Below are 15,095 nucleotides of genomic sequence, written 5' to 3' on the forward strand. Positions count from 1 at the left end.
CCTCACATGAAGGTCTTGAGGACCATGAAGAGTCCTATGACGAGCAGGGTCAGCACGAAGGTGACGCTTATCGCCTCCTCGGCCTTCAGGCGGTACTGGGCTAGAATCGCGTTGGCCGCTATGGCCGGGGGCATCGAGGCCTCGACGAGGACCGAGTAGAAGACGCCCGGGGCCGCCCACCGGAGGGTGAGGAAAACAAAGGTGAATGGAATCGCTATCCGGAAGGCCCCGACCTCTGCGAGCTTGCGCCAGTCGAAGCTCCTCAGCGTTATCCGCGAGCCGAAGTATATGATAAGCAGGGGTATGCTGAGCCAGCCGACGGTTCTTATGGGCTCAAGGATTTGGGTAGGAAGATGAACGCCGCCTATGACGAGTGCAAGGGCGAAGAGGTTCGCCACTGTCGGCGGGAACTTGAGGGCCTTGATGAAGCTGTCCTTAACGCTCGCGCCGCCGCTGGAGTAGTGGGCCGCTATGAAGGTGACAATTGGGATGACTATCATCGAGTTGGTCGTGGAGTAGAGTATAGCCGGCGTTATGTCGTCGAGGAAGAGGCTCGCTATCGGAAAGCCGAGGGCGGCCGTGTTGGGGTAGACCGAGAGAACCATCAACGCACCGGCCCAGGGGTCGTTCTTAAGAACGACGCGGCCGTAGATGTATGAAAACCCAAGACTTATCGCGATTATCAGGAAGACGTATAGAAAGACCGTCTTTATGCTCAGGAGGTAGTTCAGGTCCTTGCTCGCCACGTTCCCGAAGATGAACAGGGCGAGGAGAAAGTCGTTCACCAGGATTCGGAGGTAGTCGAAGGGCTTCTCCGATTTAACCATCCTCTTGAGGACGTAGCCGACCGCTATGAGGGCGAGCATCTCGGCGATGTTCATGCTTAAACCTGGGGTTCAGCGTTTAAAAGTCTGTCGAATGTGGAAAAATGAAAGGGTGTTGGGATGAACTTGAAAAATAAAAGGGGTGGTTACTCTTTCTTGAGCTCCTTCTCCTCTCTGTGCAGTGGCCACCAGGCCTTTTCACCGAAGAGGGCCATCGTGGCCGGGCCAATGAAGTAGACCGCCGCCGTGGCAGTCAAGAGCACTCCGATGGCCAGTGCGAAGCCTATCTCCCTTATTCCCCACGTTGCTCCGGTCATCAGCGAGCCGTAGGTTACCGCCAGCACGGCGGCGAGGCCGATTACCAGCTTGTCCATCGTTCCTGCGGCAACGACAAGCGCGTCTCTTGCGCTCCTGCGCTCGAACTCGTCCCTGGCTTTGACCAGGTAGAAGCTGTTGTAGTCTATGCCGACTCCCATGAGCACTATGAAAACCATCATGGGCAGGAACCACATGACCTGCTGGCCGAAGACCCTCTCGAAGAGCCAGCTGGAGACTGTTATGCTGAGGAGCACGCCGACCGCTATGGTGCCTATGGTGGTTATAACTGCGGGCAGTCCCTTGAGTGTCGGTATCAGCGAGAGGAACATCAGCAGGAGCGCCACCGGGAAGATTCTGTGCCAGAAGACGTCGTTGATGAGGTCGCTGAGGTCGAGGGCGAGGGCGGTGTTCCCTCCAACCATTCCGGACTTTATCGCTCCTGACTTCTCCTCGTCCTTTACTATGGCCCTTATCTCCCTGACCATCTCCTTGGAGCGGTCATCGGTGGCCTCGTACTTTCCGGTGACCTGTATCAGCACTTTGGTACCGTCTTCCGAGATGTAGCGGTCGCCGCCGATGCTCTTCAGCTCGTCCACGCTGACGTTCACCTGCTTCCCGTAGGGACGGGCGAGGGTATAGACGTACTCGACGCCGTCAACCGCTGATATCCTGTCCGCGAGCTCGTTGATGGTCTTGAGGTCGCCGTCGCCAACCGGGTGTCCAAGGTCGACCACGACGTAGGTCGGGGAGGTAACGCCCGCACCGACCGTGCTCTCGCTGAGCTGGAGGAAGTTGTAGGTCTCGCTGTCCTTGGGGATGAAGAGCTTTATGTCGTGGGTTCCGTTGAAGTTGACGAAGTTGTAGGCCGCCGGAACCGCCACGAGGAGCGCTATGAGGACGACCACTTTGGCGTGCTTGACGGCCCACTCCGCGATTCTGCTCCTCTCGTGGATGTCCACACTCCCGATGTGGTGCTCGATGTGCCTCGGCCACCAGAAGGCCGGTTTGTCGCCTATGAGAACCGTTATGGCCGGAATGAACGTCAGGCTGGCGAGGAGGACCACGATGACCGCCAGGGGTGCTATCATGCCGATGGTCTTGAATATCGGGAACTCCCAGGCCAGGATGAAGCTCGCGAAGGCTATGATGTCGGTTGATGCGCTGGCCAGAACCGCGTCCTTTGCCCTCTTCAGCGCCTCACTCGCCGCCCTGCTGTGGTCGTAGCCCTCCGCCAGGTACTCCTTGAAGCGGTGGAGGTAGTAGGTGGAGTAGTCTATTCCGAGGCCAAGCGCCGTCGTGACGGTCAGCATCTGGGCCCAGCTCCCGACGTCCAGGTAGTCGCCCTTCGCGAGCAGGTAGAGGATTCCCAGCGCCGTGAGGGTTGCCGTTGCGACGCCGGTGAAGGGCAGGAGCGTTGCAAGCAAAGCAGCGCCCATGAGGACGAGGAGAACCAGGAGCGCCCCGGCTATGCTGAACTTCGTAGTCTTGTCGTTGTCCTCCTTGCCGTATTTAATGGCCTCGTAGGTCTGAATGGGCGTTCCGGTTACGTATACCTCGACTTTCTGCGAGACTGTCCCGAACTCCTTCAGAGCGACCTCCTTGACCTTCAGCGAGCTCTCGTACTGGGCTTTGCTCTGCTTCTCCAGGTCACTTACGCCCTCGAGGCCCTTTGGAACGAAGAGAATCAGCATCGTCCTGTTGTCCGGGCTCTTGAGCACGCCGATGTAGCTCTTAGCGAGGCTGTAAATGGACGGGTAGACCTGCTCTTCTATCGGTTTCACGTCCTCCCTTGTGATGGCATCGGGGTCGTTCCTGAATTCGAAGGCGATGTCCACAAGCTCGGTCGCGTTGATGTGGAGCGGAACCCCGAGGTCAATCTCCCCCACGAACTTCTCGACGAGCTTCACCGTTTTCTCCTTGACAAGGGTCTCTATGTCGGAGTCGCTCATCGGATAGTCTCTGGCGACGGTGAGCATTAACTCCCTCAGCGTTTCCTTGACGTCCTCCGGCGCGCTGACGTCGGCGAGCTTCTCATCGACCCCCTGCTCGAACAGACTGTAGGCTATCTCCTCCGGACTCTCCCCGGCATAAACATCGTCCACAACTTTGCCGAGGTCCATCGGAACGTCTCCGGCCAGGCTCGTGATTATCCCCTTGACGGTCTCTTTAACGCCCTTGCCTTTCTCCAGTTCCTCGGGGTTCTTAAGAACCTCATCGACGATGGTTTCTGCAACCCTCTCGTCCCCGACCTCCTCGGCGGTCTTTTGAATCAGAATCTCCCTTGCAATCGGGGCGACGTTCCCGTTGGAGTTGTAGACCTCGCCGATAACGCTCTCCGGAAGCTCAACGCCCTGTTCCTTCATCAGCTCATTCAGTAGGGCAACGGTCGCCTTCCTGAGCACCTCCGGGTTCTTCGCCAGAACGCCGGTGGCGCTGGCGTCGAAGCTGACTACCGTCTCGGCTATTGGCTCCGCTAGAACCTTCTGCTCGTCTGGGAGCTTCTCGCTGAGTGCCCCTGCGAGCAGGTTGATCTCGAGCTCCTTCGTCGGGCCGTAAACGAGGAGCGTCCTCAGTACCTCGTCGGCGTCCGGCATCTCAAGGAGCGGGCTTCCGGCCATGAGAGCCTTTGCGGCCTCAATGGTCGCGTTCTCAACGGCCAAAGCGCTCGGGTTCTCTCCAAGGCTTATCGAGACGTTGACGATGTAAGCTAAAGTCTCCGCCGGAACCTCTCCAAAGCCCGGAACCTCGTAACTTCCCCCGGCCCTCTCGATGACGAGCGGGAGGTTTTTGAGGGCGTTGCTCGCTATCTCATCAACGGGCTTAACCGCGTTCTCCCCGAGCTGTATTAGAGCGTAGTTGTCCCCGGCTTGCCCGTCGAATGTCGTAACGCCCCCGTAGAAGGCAGCCGAGTATGCCTCCGCGAGGTTCCTCTGCATCGGGTCGCTGATCTGACCGAGAACCATCGCCTTGGTAACGTTGGCCAGGAAGCCGTCGGTTATTGCACCGGCCCCGTAGGTGGAGTATGCCGGGTAGGTGGCGTTGTAAACCGCGTAAACGAACTCGACGGGAACGCCGAGCTGGGTGCCTATCGCCTGCGCCGTTGCCCCATCAAGGCCCTTCTCGTAGGCCCCGGCCTGAGCGAGAGCGTCGTAGGTTCCTATCGTTCCAAGGTAAGTTCTCGCGTAGTTATCGCTCAGGTTGTAGAGGCCTATGTTAAGGCCCGCTATCGTGGAGTTCAGCGTTCTCAACTGCTCGCTTGTCCTGGTGAGGTTTCCGTGGAGTTCAACGTATGCCAAATTCGTCTGGTTGAGCGCTTCCCGGAGAGCGAGGCTTCGGTTGTAGAGGACGCTCAGGTTGGCATCGAGCGCGAGGTAGGCCCCGGCAAGCTGGGGGACGGTCCCGTTGAGGGTCTCGACCTGGTCGCTGAGGTTCTCAATCTGGATGAGAAGGGCTCCATAGGCGTTGCTGGCATTGATTGCCGAGCTGTAGAAGATTCCGGTCAGATTGGCGGTCGTTTTGGTGAGGTTGAGCGCTATCTCGTAGGATTTGTTGTGGAGCAGGTCAACGGCATCGTAGTAGGAGGTGAAATTCGAGCCGTAGGGCCTTGCCTCGGCCTTGAAGCGCTCATAGGCATTCCGCGTCGCGGGATCGTTCACGTCCACTCCGCTCACTATCATGTAAGTCTGGTTGTCGCTGGTCGCGAACTTCGGGAATTCTTCTGCGAGGGTTTCCTGCACCTTGACGGATTCCACGTCCTTGGGCAGGAACTGGTCCGTGCTGTAGTTGGTGATGTCGTTCAGCTTTGCCGCAAGGGGCATCGCGGCTATGACCACGATAATCCAGAGGGCCACGATGGCCTTTGCGTGCTTCACTATCCACTCGTTCCAAGCCATCTCCATCACCTTGTCGCCCATCAACATGATGAATTCAAACATGTCAAAGTTCGACATGTCGTTGAGAGAAGCGTTTATAAGGATTGTGGTTCAACCTTCGACTATGGGTGGTGACAATGGGGGAGGACGTTGAGCGGAAGATAATCAAGGGGCTCTTCACGGTCCCGCTGAAGAACATAATACTCGTCATCGTCGGCCTCAAGGGCGAGGCCCACGGCTACGAGATTCTGAAGGAGCTTGAGAAACTGGCCATCGGCCTCTGGAAGCCCAGCCACAGCAACCTGTACACGATACTCAACAAGATGGTCGAAGAGGGTCTCCTGGAGCCCCGCGAGGAGTACCGGGGCAGGGTGAGGCGCGTTAAATACAGTCTAACTGAGAGAGGTCTCGATTATCTAAAAACTTCCAACGAACTGGCCCTTCGGGTTCTGTACACCTCCATCAACTATCACGAAGCCCTGAAGAAGAAGCTTGAGAAAATGGGAGAGAAAAAGGCCATGGACAGGGAAACCGTGATTGAGTACCTGGAACTCCTTAAGAAGATACGCGACATACTGGACGAAGAAATAAAGACTATAGAAGCCGAACTTTCCGCGGAGAATTGATTTCCTGTTCTCTTCCCCCATATTCACTGCATTCATGGCGGCACTTATTCCCTACCAAATCAACCGATAAACTTTTATATACCTAGCGCACTAGTTAAGTACAGAAAAGTGTACTACAAAAATCTGTACCTGGTGGTACCATGGAGAACGACCTGAAGGTTCAGCTCGAAGAGCTGAAGAAAAGGCTGGAGGTGCTGGAGGAAAGCATTGACCCCGTTGATGAGGTCATGCTTTCGATAAAGGCCCGCCTCAGGAGAAAGCTCGAAGGCGGAAGCCTGCCCGAGATAGACGAGGAGAGGGCAGCCAAAACCCTCAAGGCCCTCGCCAACCCGGACAGGATAAGAATCCTGAAGATGCTTTCCGAGGGGCCGATGGGCTTCAAGGAGATAAAGGATGCCCTTGGGGTGGAAAGCCCCACCGTTTCCCACCACCTGAAGCTCCTGGTGAAAACCCGGATGGTGAGAAAGGGAGAAGGATACGAAATATCGCCCGACGGACGTCTCTTTTTGCGCTTGCTTGAGATAATAACTGCCCTTGAGGAGGTGGAAGAATGAGTTTTAGTTGGAAGTATCGGGCCGTTCCACACGAAGGCCCAAGGTTTAAGATAGCGGAGTACCTCAAAGCCCTTACGGCGATACTGCTCATCGCATGGCTGTTCAAGGGGCCGCTGAGACTTGAGGCATACAACGACCAGCTGGTCTACGCCATCGTGGCGCTCCTGTTCGCATTCGAGCTGCTCGCAGTGGGCAAGTGGTTCGGGATGACGATAAGCGGAATAGTCTTCGCACTCGCAAAGGGCTTCTTCTGGACGAGCATATTCCTGTTCTTCGGACAGTGGCTGGGAATGTCCGAGACCCTTCACGACTACGCGGGAACGGCCTTCGCTTACGCAGTCGTCCTCGCCATAGCGGGAATCCTGCTGGCGAAGTTCGATGAGAGAAAGCTCGACATCAAAGTTGAAGGTAAGGCCTACGAATTCAAAGGCGCCGATTTCGGCGAAGTGAAGCTCAAGGGAACCGGCAAGGCCTATCCCGTGAAGTTCGGAAGGAAGAACGTGGCCTGGGTGATAGATGGAGAGGTAACGGTCGAGGCTGACACGCCGCTCGGGAGGATAACGAAGAGGCTCCTCAGCCCGGTCATCGTGTGGACCGAGGAGAAGATAGTTGGGCGGAAGACCTCCGCGGATCCCGGCTTCGTCTCAAGGGTGAACGACCTCGTGAACCCGGAGAGGCTCTACCAGAAGGGCAAGAGGGACAGCGTGGTTGACCTGGGCTTCATCAAGGTCTACGAGGGCGAAGGCTTCGAGTACGTGAAACTGCCCTTCATCGAGGTCATAGAGACGCCCAGCGGTGAAGAGGTCAAGATAGGCCCGATGAGGTTCCGCGAGGGCAACCCCGAGATGCCCCCAGCGGACATGCTGACCATCAGAGAGCTCCGCAACGGCTTCCAGCTGACCAGGGTTGGGGACAGGCTGAAGATTCAGACGGACGAGTACTCCATCGAGGTCGACGGTGAGAGGGTAACCTACAGGAGCGGAAACGAGAGCCTCAGCCTTGGTGAGACCGTATCCCTGCGTTCGGGCGATGTCTCGGTCAGCGTTGGCAGGGGAAGGGCCAAGATACGCATTGAGGACGTCGTAATCTCCGCCAGAGACGGCACGGTGCGCATAAGGACCGGTGGCAAAACGTACACCATAGAGAACGGCGACGCCTACCGGCTGGTGGTCAGGAAGGCGAAGGAGATAGTGGAGGAGCAGAGCGCCGAGCTGATAGAGGGGCTCGGCATAGACAGAACCCTGCTCAACAGGCGCGTGAAGGAGCTCCTCGACGAGCTGACCGCATACTTGGGGTGAGCGGGATGGAGACCGCGGCAATTTCAAAGGCTCCTGATACCATCACAATCGTCGATGAGCGGGAGGAATATTGCGAAAAGAAGACGGGGCAAGAGAGGCCCCTTTTTGATTTTGAATTTCATCCGCTGGAGGGTTTGATATGATATTTGAAAACGTCCGGGAAGTTGATATAAAGGCCACCAACGGCCAGATCGAGATCGAGGGATGGGAGAACGACTACGTCGAGGTGAACTACACCGTCCACGGCGAGGTAAACGTTGAAGTCGAGCAGAAGGGAAGCAGGCTCGTCATCAAGGAGGAGCCGAAGAAAAAGTTCCTGAACCTGCTCAGGGAGAACGGTTGGGCTGAGATAGAGGTGAAGGTTCCGCGGAGCGTCTCAGTGAGCGCGAAGAACGTGAACGGCGAGCTTAAGGCCAGGGGCGTGCGCTTTGAAGACGTCACCACTGTAAACGGTGAGATAGACCTGAAAGAGTGCGAGGCCGAAAAGCTCAGCACCGTGAACGGCGAGATAAGGGCCCACCTAACGGTTGCCGGCCCCCTGAAGGCCTCCACAGTGAACGGTGAAATCGAGCTTACCATCGAGGAGCTCGAGGGGGACGTCGAGGTAAGTTGCGTCAACGGCGATATCGTGCTTCGCCTGACCGAGTTCTGCGATGCCAAGATTGTCAGCAAAAGGGTCAACGGGGACGTTAAACTGGTAGGCATAGACCCGGACGACCCCGTTATAGGGACGGGGGAGTTCGAGGTCCGGGCCAGCACGGTGAACGGCGACGTGAGGGTCGAGCTGATTTGATTCTTTAATTCTTCAATTACTTAATTCGGTAATTAAGCGAGAAATGCACGGGGGTTAGCGGGGATGTTCGAGAATTTCCGGGGGATGGGCCGGAACTTCTGGCTCTACACCGTGGGCAGGTGGATATCACAGGCCGGATGGGTCGTGCAGGATGTTGCCGTTCCGCTCTACGTGCTCGACCAGACCGGCAGCGGGGCGATGATGAGCCTCTTCATAATGGCCGAGCTAATTCCGAGGTTGCTCGTGAACCCGATAGCAGGGGTTATCGGTGACCGCTACGACAGGAAGAAGCTCATGTACGGCCTCGATATAGCGAGGGGAGTCCTCCTCTTCGCAGTCATAGGATCCAATCTGCTGGGAATATACCAGCTCCTGGTCATTCAGATGGCGATGAGCGTTATGGGGGCGTTCTTCTCGGCCGGCATAGTCGGGATGTTTCCCGATCTGGTGGAGAGGGAGCAGCTTGCGAGGGCGAACTCGATACTGCAGAGCGGTGGCCAGATACTGAGGATACTCGGCCCCATCCTCGGCGGGCTAATCTACGCCCTCGGCGGAATCAAACTGGCCCTTCTGGTGAACGCTGTGAGCTTCTTTGGCTCGGGACTGTTTGAAATCCTGATCGAATACCGCAGGGAAACGCGGGAGCTCTCAAGCCTCCACGAGGTCTGGGACGACATGCTCGAAGGCTTCCGCTTCATGAAGAGCTCAAAGAACCTCATGGTGCTCGTGAGCTTTGGGATACTGCTCAACACCCTCCTCAACCCGGTGTTCGCGGTGGTCCTTCCCTACCTTGCCAGGATTGAACTGGGCCTCTCCGCCGTCAAGTTCGGCAGCGTCGAGACGGCGGCGACCCTAGGGGCGCTGGCCGGGAACATGCTCATCGCATTGAAGCTCGGCGAGAGATCAGAGGACTTCCTCTTCGGAGCGCTGTTTGCCCAGCTCCTCTGCCTGACGGGCCTTGCCTTCGTGACGCGCTCCATCCTTGGAGAACTGGCCTATCCATCTCTGCTTGGGATAATCGGCCTGATAGGACTCTTCAACACCCTGGTTAACATCCCGCTCTTCACGAAGCTCCAGAAGGCAGTCCCAGATGAGGTCCGCTCCAGATTTTTCACGGCTTTTGAGACGGTGATGATGGCAACGACCCCTCTGGGCATGGCCCTCGTTGGGCCCCTCATCGACGTCGCGGGAACAACGGTGATAATCCTCGCCCTCACCGTCCCGAGCGTAATGATAACCCTGTATTATTACCTCCGCTTTAGGGAAACCGTTATAAACATCGGCTCAGAAAACGCGGAGGTGGTGCCGTGAGCCTCAACAGGAACTTCTGGCTCTTTGCGATCGGCCGCTTCATAAGTCAGCTCGGCTGGGCGGTGCAGGACGTTGCACTGCCCCTCTACGTCCTTGACCAGACTCACAGCGGAGGCATGATGACGCTCTTCGTTCTGGCCGAGATGATTCCCATCCTCATCGTGATGCCCTTCGCAGGCGTTATCGGAGACCGGTACAACAGGAAATGGCTCATGGTTGGCTTTGATCTGGCGAGAGGCGTTCTTCTGTTTGGAGTTCTCGCATTCCACCTCCTCGGTATCTACCAGCTCCTCGTGGTGCAGGTAATAATGGGCACGATGAGTGCCTTCTTTGGTGCGGCAACGAACGCGATGTTCCCGGACCTTGTCGAACCTGACGAGCTCGAGCGGGCCAACTCCATAGCAGGCTCCTCCAACATACTGGCCCGCCTCATTGGCCCCGCCATTGGGGGTGTAATCTATGCCATTGGGGGCATTGCACTGGCCCTTCTTGTGAATGCGGTAAGCTTTTTCGGTTCCGGCCTGTTTGAGGTCATGATACACTACGAATGGAAGACCCGGGAGCTTGAGAGCGCTTCCCAAGTCATAAGGGACATAAAGGAGGGCCTGCATTTTCTCCGCTCCAACAGGTATTTAATGACGATAATGACATTTGCCCTCTTTATGGCCGCACTGGGTCAGCCCTTTGGGGCGGTTGTAATGCCCTACGCCTTCAGGGAGGTTCTCAAGTTTTCCAGTCAACAGTTCGGGCTGCTTGAGAGCTTCTTCATGGGCGGCATGCTCTTGGGGAACCTACTCATAGCCGTGAAAGTCGGGAAGAAGGCAGGCAAGTTCCTCTTCATCGCCCTGTTCATCAGCGGCTTGATGATTCTGGCCTTCATGTGGGTCATCAGCCCCTTCGCCAGCCTCAACAGGGAGCAGGCGTTCGTGGCTCTAGCGGCCATTGGAGCGGCGTGGGGAGCGGTTGAGGCCTTCGTTAACGTGCCCCTCAACTCAAAAATCCAGAGGGCGATCCCCACTGAACTGAGGGGCAGGGTCATGTCGGCCCTCATAGTTTTGATGAACATCTCGGGTCCCCTCGGCCTCGCCCTCATCGGCCCCCTGCTCGACCGCTACCCTGCGTGGCAGGTCACCTTCGTTCTCTGGCTCGGGATGGCGGTTGTGGTTGTGTATTACTGGATCCGCTACTCTGGAGTGCTGTTGGGGGAAGCGGAGGGATCTTAGGGGGTTACTTGACCTCCTTCAGCTTCCCCTCCCTCCTCTCTATCGCCCTCGCCATTATAAAGAGCAGATCGCTGAGCCTGTTTAGGTAGACGAGAGCGTTCTGGCCAAAGCCGTAGTCGAGAACGAGTCTCGCAACGCTCCTCTCAGTTCTCCTGGTCACCGCACGACAGACGTCGAGCTTGGCGCTCGCGATGGTTGAACCCGGAAGAACGAAGGCTCGGAGCTGGACTTCCTCTTCATATTTATGAATAAGCCCCTCAAGCCATTCAACCTCCTCATTGCCAACCTTCGCGTACTTCCCCTTGCTCGCTATCTCCGCCATCAGGTCGTAGAGGTGAACCTGTATCCTCTCGAGAATCTCGGCCATCTCCCCCGGAACGTAGTGCTTGGCCTCTCCCAGGAAGCTGTCGAGCTCGTCTATGTTTCCGTTGGCTTCCATTATCGGCGAGCACTTCGCCACGCGGTCGCCGGTGAAGAGACCGGTTAGACCCTTATCCCCTGTTTTTGTAGTGATGGACATTTTGACCACCCCTTTAACTAGTATCCCCACGCTTTTTAGCCTTTATGGGCGTTGATGAACACCAAAGGTGATGACTGGAACGAACGATTTGTGGAAAAACTTATTTATACATCAATGCCCTTCTTTTTTGGGTGGTCTACATGAAAAGATGGGCTCTGATAATAGCACTGATTTTGGTTTTGAGTTTGGTACCGGGATGGGCGATAAAACCCGCCAGTGCAGCACTGCCAACGCTTTCGATCCAGGAAATCCAAGGACAAACTGACAGTTCTCCTTATGTGGGAGACATAGTGAGAACAGAGGGTGTTGTTACCGCAGTGGCTTCTAAAGGCTTTTTCATCCAGAATGGAACTGGACCTTGGAGTGGTATCTACGTTTATCTCGGAGAAGCTCCCTCTGTTCAGAGAGGGGATTATGTTAGGGTCACGGGAACCGTTAAGGAGTTCTACGGTCTTACCGAGATATCCGCCGATCCTGAGAATGTTATCGTCATTGGAACCTCCGATGTTCCCGAGCCTGTAGTTTTGAAAACCGGGGATGTTGCCCAGGAGCAGTGGGAAAGTGTCCTTGTGAAGGTTGAAAATGTAGTTGTTACCAATCCTGACTTGGGTAACGGTGAATGGGAAGTTGACGACGGAAGCGGTGCGGTTAGAGTGGATGACTTGATGTATTCGTACACCCCCTCAAACGGCCAGGAGCTCGAATACATCATCGGAGTCGTGTACTATTCGTATAGAAACTTCAAAATTGAACCGAGGGACGCGGATGATATTGGCTTACCCCCTGAGGTTCCAACGGTATCCATCCAGGAGATCCAGGGTGGGACTTCTTCCTCGCCATACGCTGGCCAGATCGTCAAAACAACCGGCGTTGTTACCTTCGTCGCATCCTACGGCTTTGCGATTCAGAACGGCTCCGGCCCCTGGAGCGGCGTATGGGTCTACACCAAGAGCACCCCCTCTGTTGAGGTTGGGGACTACGTTAGCGTTCAGGCTATGGTCGAAGAGTACCACGGCTTCACAGAGCTTAACTATGCCGACACCCCTGAGGACCAGAGGGCAGTAGATGTGCTGGGAACTGAGGAAGTTCCATCCCCAGTTGTCCTGCCAACGGGCAACGTCTCCCAGGAGAAATGGGAGGGCGTTCTCGTCGAGATTAGAGACGTCAAGGTGGTCGATCCGGACCTCGGTTACGGCGAATGGTCCGTGGACGATGGAAGCGGTCCGGTTAGAATTGATGACAAGTTCTACAAGTACTCCCCGGACCACTTCAGATACATCTACATCAGGGGCATTGTGTGGTACTCCTACGGGAACTTCAAGATAGAGCCGAGGGATTCCAGCGACATCGAACCCTACATACCGTCCATAGGTATCGACTCCGTGAACTTCCAAAAGCCCATTATCGCGGGAATTCCAAAGCACGTTACCGTCAAGGTCTACAACAACGGCGAGCTTGAGGATAACGTCACCGTAAAGCTCTTCAGTATGGATAGCGAGGTTGGAAGCCTCTCAAAGATTATTCCCGCTTCGGGTTCGGAGGTTTATGAGTTTACTTACATCCCGGCTTCCAGCGGGGACATCACCATCAAAGTCCAGGTTTTTGACGGGAGCGGCCAGCTGGTTGACGAGAAGCAGTACACTGTTTACGTTGCACCCAACCCGTACAAGATATCCTACGGTCTCACTCCCTACTATGAGAGGCTCTACAACAAGGAGATGGCTAACATAACACCGCTGTACGAGAACCTCACGTGGGTCGTTGGGGAGCTCACCTCCTGTGGCGTCAACCTCGGCGACCTCGAATCCAAAGTGGAGTGGATAAACGCCACCATGGGCGAGATCCAGAAGGAGTACGCTCTCTACGACACCCTCAAGGGCCTGCTCGTTCAGCAGAACCCCTACCGGAGCGCATACTACTACCCTGTCATGGTGCACATAAGAAAGGCCGCGATGATGAGCAGGGACGTTCTCAGGGAGATTGAATTTGTACTCCCAATTCTCCAGAGAACCTACGAGCAGGTTGAACCAATCTGCCACCCACCCGCTCCCGGCAACGAAACGGCACCGGGCAACGAGACCCCCACAAACCAGACCAACGTTACCCCATCAACAAACGTAACGATCCACATAACCAAGGTTCTCATTGACGCATCCCACGGGCAGTACTACAACCCGACGAAGACGGACACCAGCGGAATGTCAACCCTGATTGATAACATAAAGAGCGAGTTCGGCTGGATAGTCGATGTCAACCTCGACCCGATAACCTACGATAAGCTCAAGGACTACGACGTGCTCATAATTACCAACCCAAGCCAGGACATAACCGACGAGGAGGCGCAGGCGATACAGCAGTTCGTCGAGAACGGCGGCGGTCTCTTCATCCTTGGCGAGAACTATTACAACCACGTCTACTACAAGAGCCTCAACAGAGTCGTTGCCAAGTACGGAATCGAGTTCAACAACGACGAGCTGATGGACGACGACGTAAACACTGGAAGGGCATGGTTCCCGCTCGTTGGCATCTACAACCTCGACCACCCGGCGATGAAGTTCCTCACCGCCGACCACCAGATGTACTACAGTGGCGACACACTCAGCGTGAGCGGAGGCGTGGCCTGGCTCATAAGAGGATACGAGACCTCGTATTCAGAGGACAAGGACGGAAACGTCATCTACGAGAAGGGCTCCAAGCCAATTATCGCTGCCGCCGTCGAGGTTGGCCAGGGCAGAATAGTGGCCTACGGTTCAAGCAAGGCCATAAGCGACGCCTACTACGGCAACTACATCAACACCAACTGGCCGTTCGTCAAGGGAGTCCTCCTCTGGCTGGCTCACCAGGAGTGAGCCTTTCTTTCCCCACTTTTCTCTCAGATTTCCTTCGGAGGCACCAGAATCCCAAACTCCGTTATGATGCCCCTGACGTACCGCCAGGGAGTAACGTCGAAGAGCATGTTCCTGACCCGGTAACCCTGCCTCACGTAGGGCCTCTCGACGATTTCAACCTCACCCGAGCTCAGCTCTGGATGGAGCTTGAAGCTCTCGGCGGCGACATAGAAGGGAACGCCGTTGTCGTGGCAGGCGAGGGCGAGGAGGTAGGTTCCGGCCTTGTTCACCGCGGCCCCGTCGCGGGTAACGTTGTCGGCACCGACCAGGGCAAGGGTAGCCTTCCTTGCGAAAAGGCCGAGCTGGGCGTCCGTTATCACATTGAATGGGACCCCGATGGAATCGAGCTCCCTCGCGAGGGCTATTCCCTCGTAGTCAGGCGCACTCTCGGTTAGGATGACCCTGAAGTGCTTCCCCTTCCTCCACGCGGCCTTGAATATCTCAAGAACTGCCGAGGAGAATGAGTGTGTGATTACAACCTCGTTTTCGTCTATCAGCTCGCTCCCGATGTTGCCTATCTCGCGCTTCGCCTCTTCCCCGAGCCTGATGAACTCCTCGGCCTTCGTTCTCACCACGTCGGGATCTCCGGTTATCGGAATGAATCTCGTGAGGTTGTAGAGCGAGGCCATCGTGCCGTTGACGGCCGGGATTTCCCTCTTCATCTCCCTCAGGGCGCTCTCAAGCTCTTCTCCCTCAAGGAGTTCTGAAAGGACGAGGTACGCCTCGGCGCCCCTTCTGGCCAGCCAGCTGGCGCCCCTGATCCTCTCAGCCCTCATCTCCTCAATGATTGAACGAACCTCGGCAGGAAGCATGGGCAACACCTTGCGTTATTGGCACGGAACGCAGTTAATTCGCCTTTTCCCTTATC

General features: G+C 56.2%; 13 protein-coding genes. 9 read left to right on the forward strand and 4 right to left on the reverse strand.

Annotated features, from left to right (window positions below):
• Positions 1 to 2: 2 nt before the first annotated feature.
• Positions 3 to 881 (reverse strand): AEC family transporter, encoded by an 879-nt coding sequence (locus CDI07_RS03790; RefSeq protein ID WP_088180339.1) that lies wholly within the window; start codon positions 879 to 881, stop codon positions 3 to 5.
• A gap of 89 nt (positions 882 to 970) precedes the next feature.
• Positions 971 to 5,092, reverse strand: a complete 4,122-nt coding sequence (locus tag CDI07_RS03795) for an MMPL family transporter (RefSeq protein WP_226996605.1) — start codon at positions 5,090 to 5,092, stop codon at positions 971 to 973.
• Positions 5,093 to 5,151: 59 nt separating this feature from the next.
• Here CDI07_RS03795 and CDI07_RS03800 point away from each other — a divergent pair, with 59 nt between their 5' ends.
• From CDI07_RS03800 to CDI07_RS03825, 7 genes are all read left to right on the forward strand, one after another.
• Entirely contained in the window at positions 5,152 to 5,640 is a 489-nt protein-coding gene (locus CDI07_RS03800; RefSeq protein ID WP_088180340.1) for a PadR family transcriptional regulator, read from the forward strand.
• Between the two features lie 140 nt (positions 5,641 to 5,780).
• A complete protein-coding gene (locus CDI07_RS03805) occupies positions 5,781 to 6,194 on the forward strand; it encodes a helix-turn-helix transcriptional regulator (protein ID WP_088180341.1) in 414 nt (137 codons plus the stop codon).
• Positions 6,191 to 7,492: a hypothetical protein gene (locus CDI07_RS03810; RefSeq protein ID WP_088180342.1), complete on the forward strand. Its 1,302-nt coding sequence runs from the start codon at positions 6,191 to 6,193 to the stop codon at positions 7,490 to 7,492. The genes CDI07_RS03805 and CDI07_RS03810 overlap by 4 nt, the downstream gene beginning before the upstream one ends.
• A gap of 5 nt (positions 7,493 to 7,497) precedes the next feature.
• Entirely contained in the window at positions 7,498 to 7,635 is a 138-nt protein-coding gene (locus CDI07_RS10165; protein ID WP_168169233.1) for a hypothetical protein, read from the forward strand.
• A complete protein-coding gene (locus CDI07_RS03815; protein ID WP_088180343.1) occupies positions 7,632 to 8,285 on the forward strand; it encodes a DUF4097 family beta strand repeat-containing protein in 654 nt (217 codons plus the stop codon). Before CDI07_RS10165 ends, CDI07_RS03815 begins: the two co-directional genes overlap by 4 nt.
• Positions 8,286 to 8,348: 63 nt before the next feature.
• Entirely contained in the window at positions 8,349 to 9,596 is a 1,248-nt protein-coding gene (locus CDI07_RS03820; protein WP_088180344.1) for an MFS transporter, read from the forward strand.
• Positions 9,593 to 10,819 (forward strand): MFS transporter, encoded by a 1,227-nt coding sequence (locus CDI07_RS03825; RefSeq protein ID WP_088180345.1) that lies wholly within the window; start codon positions 9,593 to 9,595, stop codon positions 10,817 to 10,819. Before CDI07_RS03820 ends, CDI07_RS03825 begins: the two co-directional genes overlap by 4 nt.
• Positions 10,820 to 10,823: 4 nt before the next feature.
• Here CDI07_RS03825 and CDI07_RS03830 read toward each other — a convergent pair whose 3' ends face one another.
• Complete coding sequence (locus CDI07_RS03830; protein WP_088180346.1) at positions 10,824 to 11,339, reverse strand: cob(I)yrinic acid a,c-diamide adenosyltransferase; 516 nt, start codon at positions 11,337 to 11,339, stop codon at positions 10,824 to 10,826.
• Between the two features lie 70 nt (positions 11,340 to 11,409).
• Here CDI07_RS03830 and CDI07_RS10215 point away from each other — a divergent pair, with 70 nt between their 5' ends.
• Together CDI07_RS10215 and CDI07_RS03835 are read left to right on the forward strand one after the other, a co-directional pair.
• Entirely contained in the window at positions 11,410 to 11,604 is a 195-nt protein-coding gene (locus tag CDI07_RS10215) for a hypothetical protein (RefSeq protein ID WP_226996606.1), read from the forward strand.
• Positions 11,605 to 11,629: 25 nt separating this feature from the next.
• Positions 11,630 to 14,188, forward strand: a complete 2,559-nt coding sequence (locus CDI07_RS03835) for a DUF4350 domain-containing protein (RefSeq protein ID WP_226996607.1) — start codon at positions 11,630 to 11,632, stop codon at positions 14,186 to 14,188.
• Between the two features lie 23 nt (positions 14,189 to 14,211).
• On the opposite strand, the gene CDI07_RS03840 is transcribed toward CDI07_RS03835, so the two are convergent.
• Positions 14,212 to 15,039 (reverse strand): translation initiation factor IF-2B subunit alpha, encoded by an 828-nt coding sequence (locus CDI07_RS03840; RefSeq protein WP_088180348.1) that lies wholly within the window; start codon positions 15,037 to 15,039, stop codon positions 14,212 to 14,214.
• Positions 15,040 to 15,095: the final 56 nt, after the last annotated feature.

The sequence above is a fragment of the Thermococcus sp. 5-4 genome, assembly GCF_002197185.1.
GTDB lineage: Archaea > Methanobacteriota_B > Thermococci > Thermococcales > Thermococcaceae > Thermococcus > Thermococcus radiotolerans.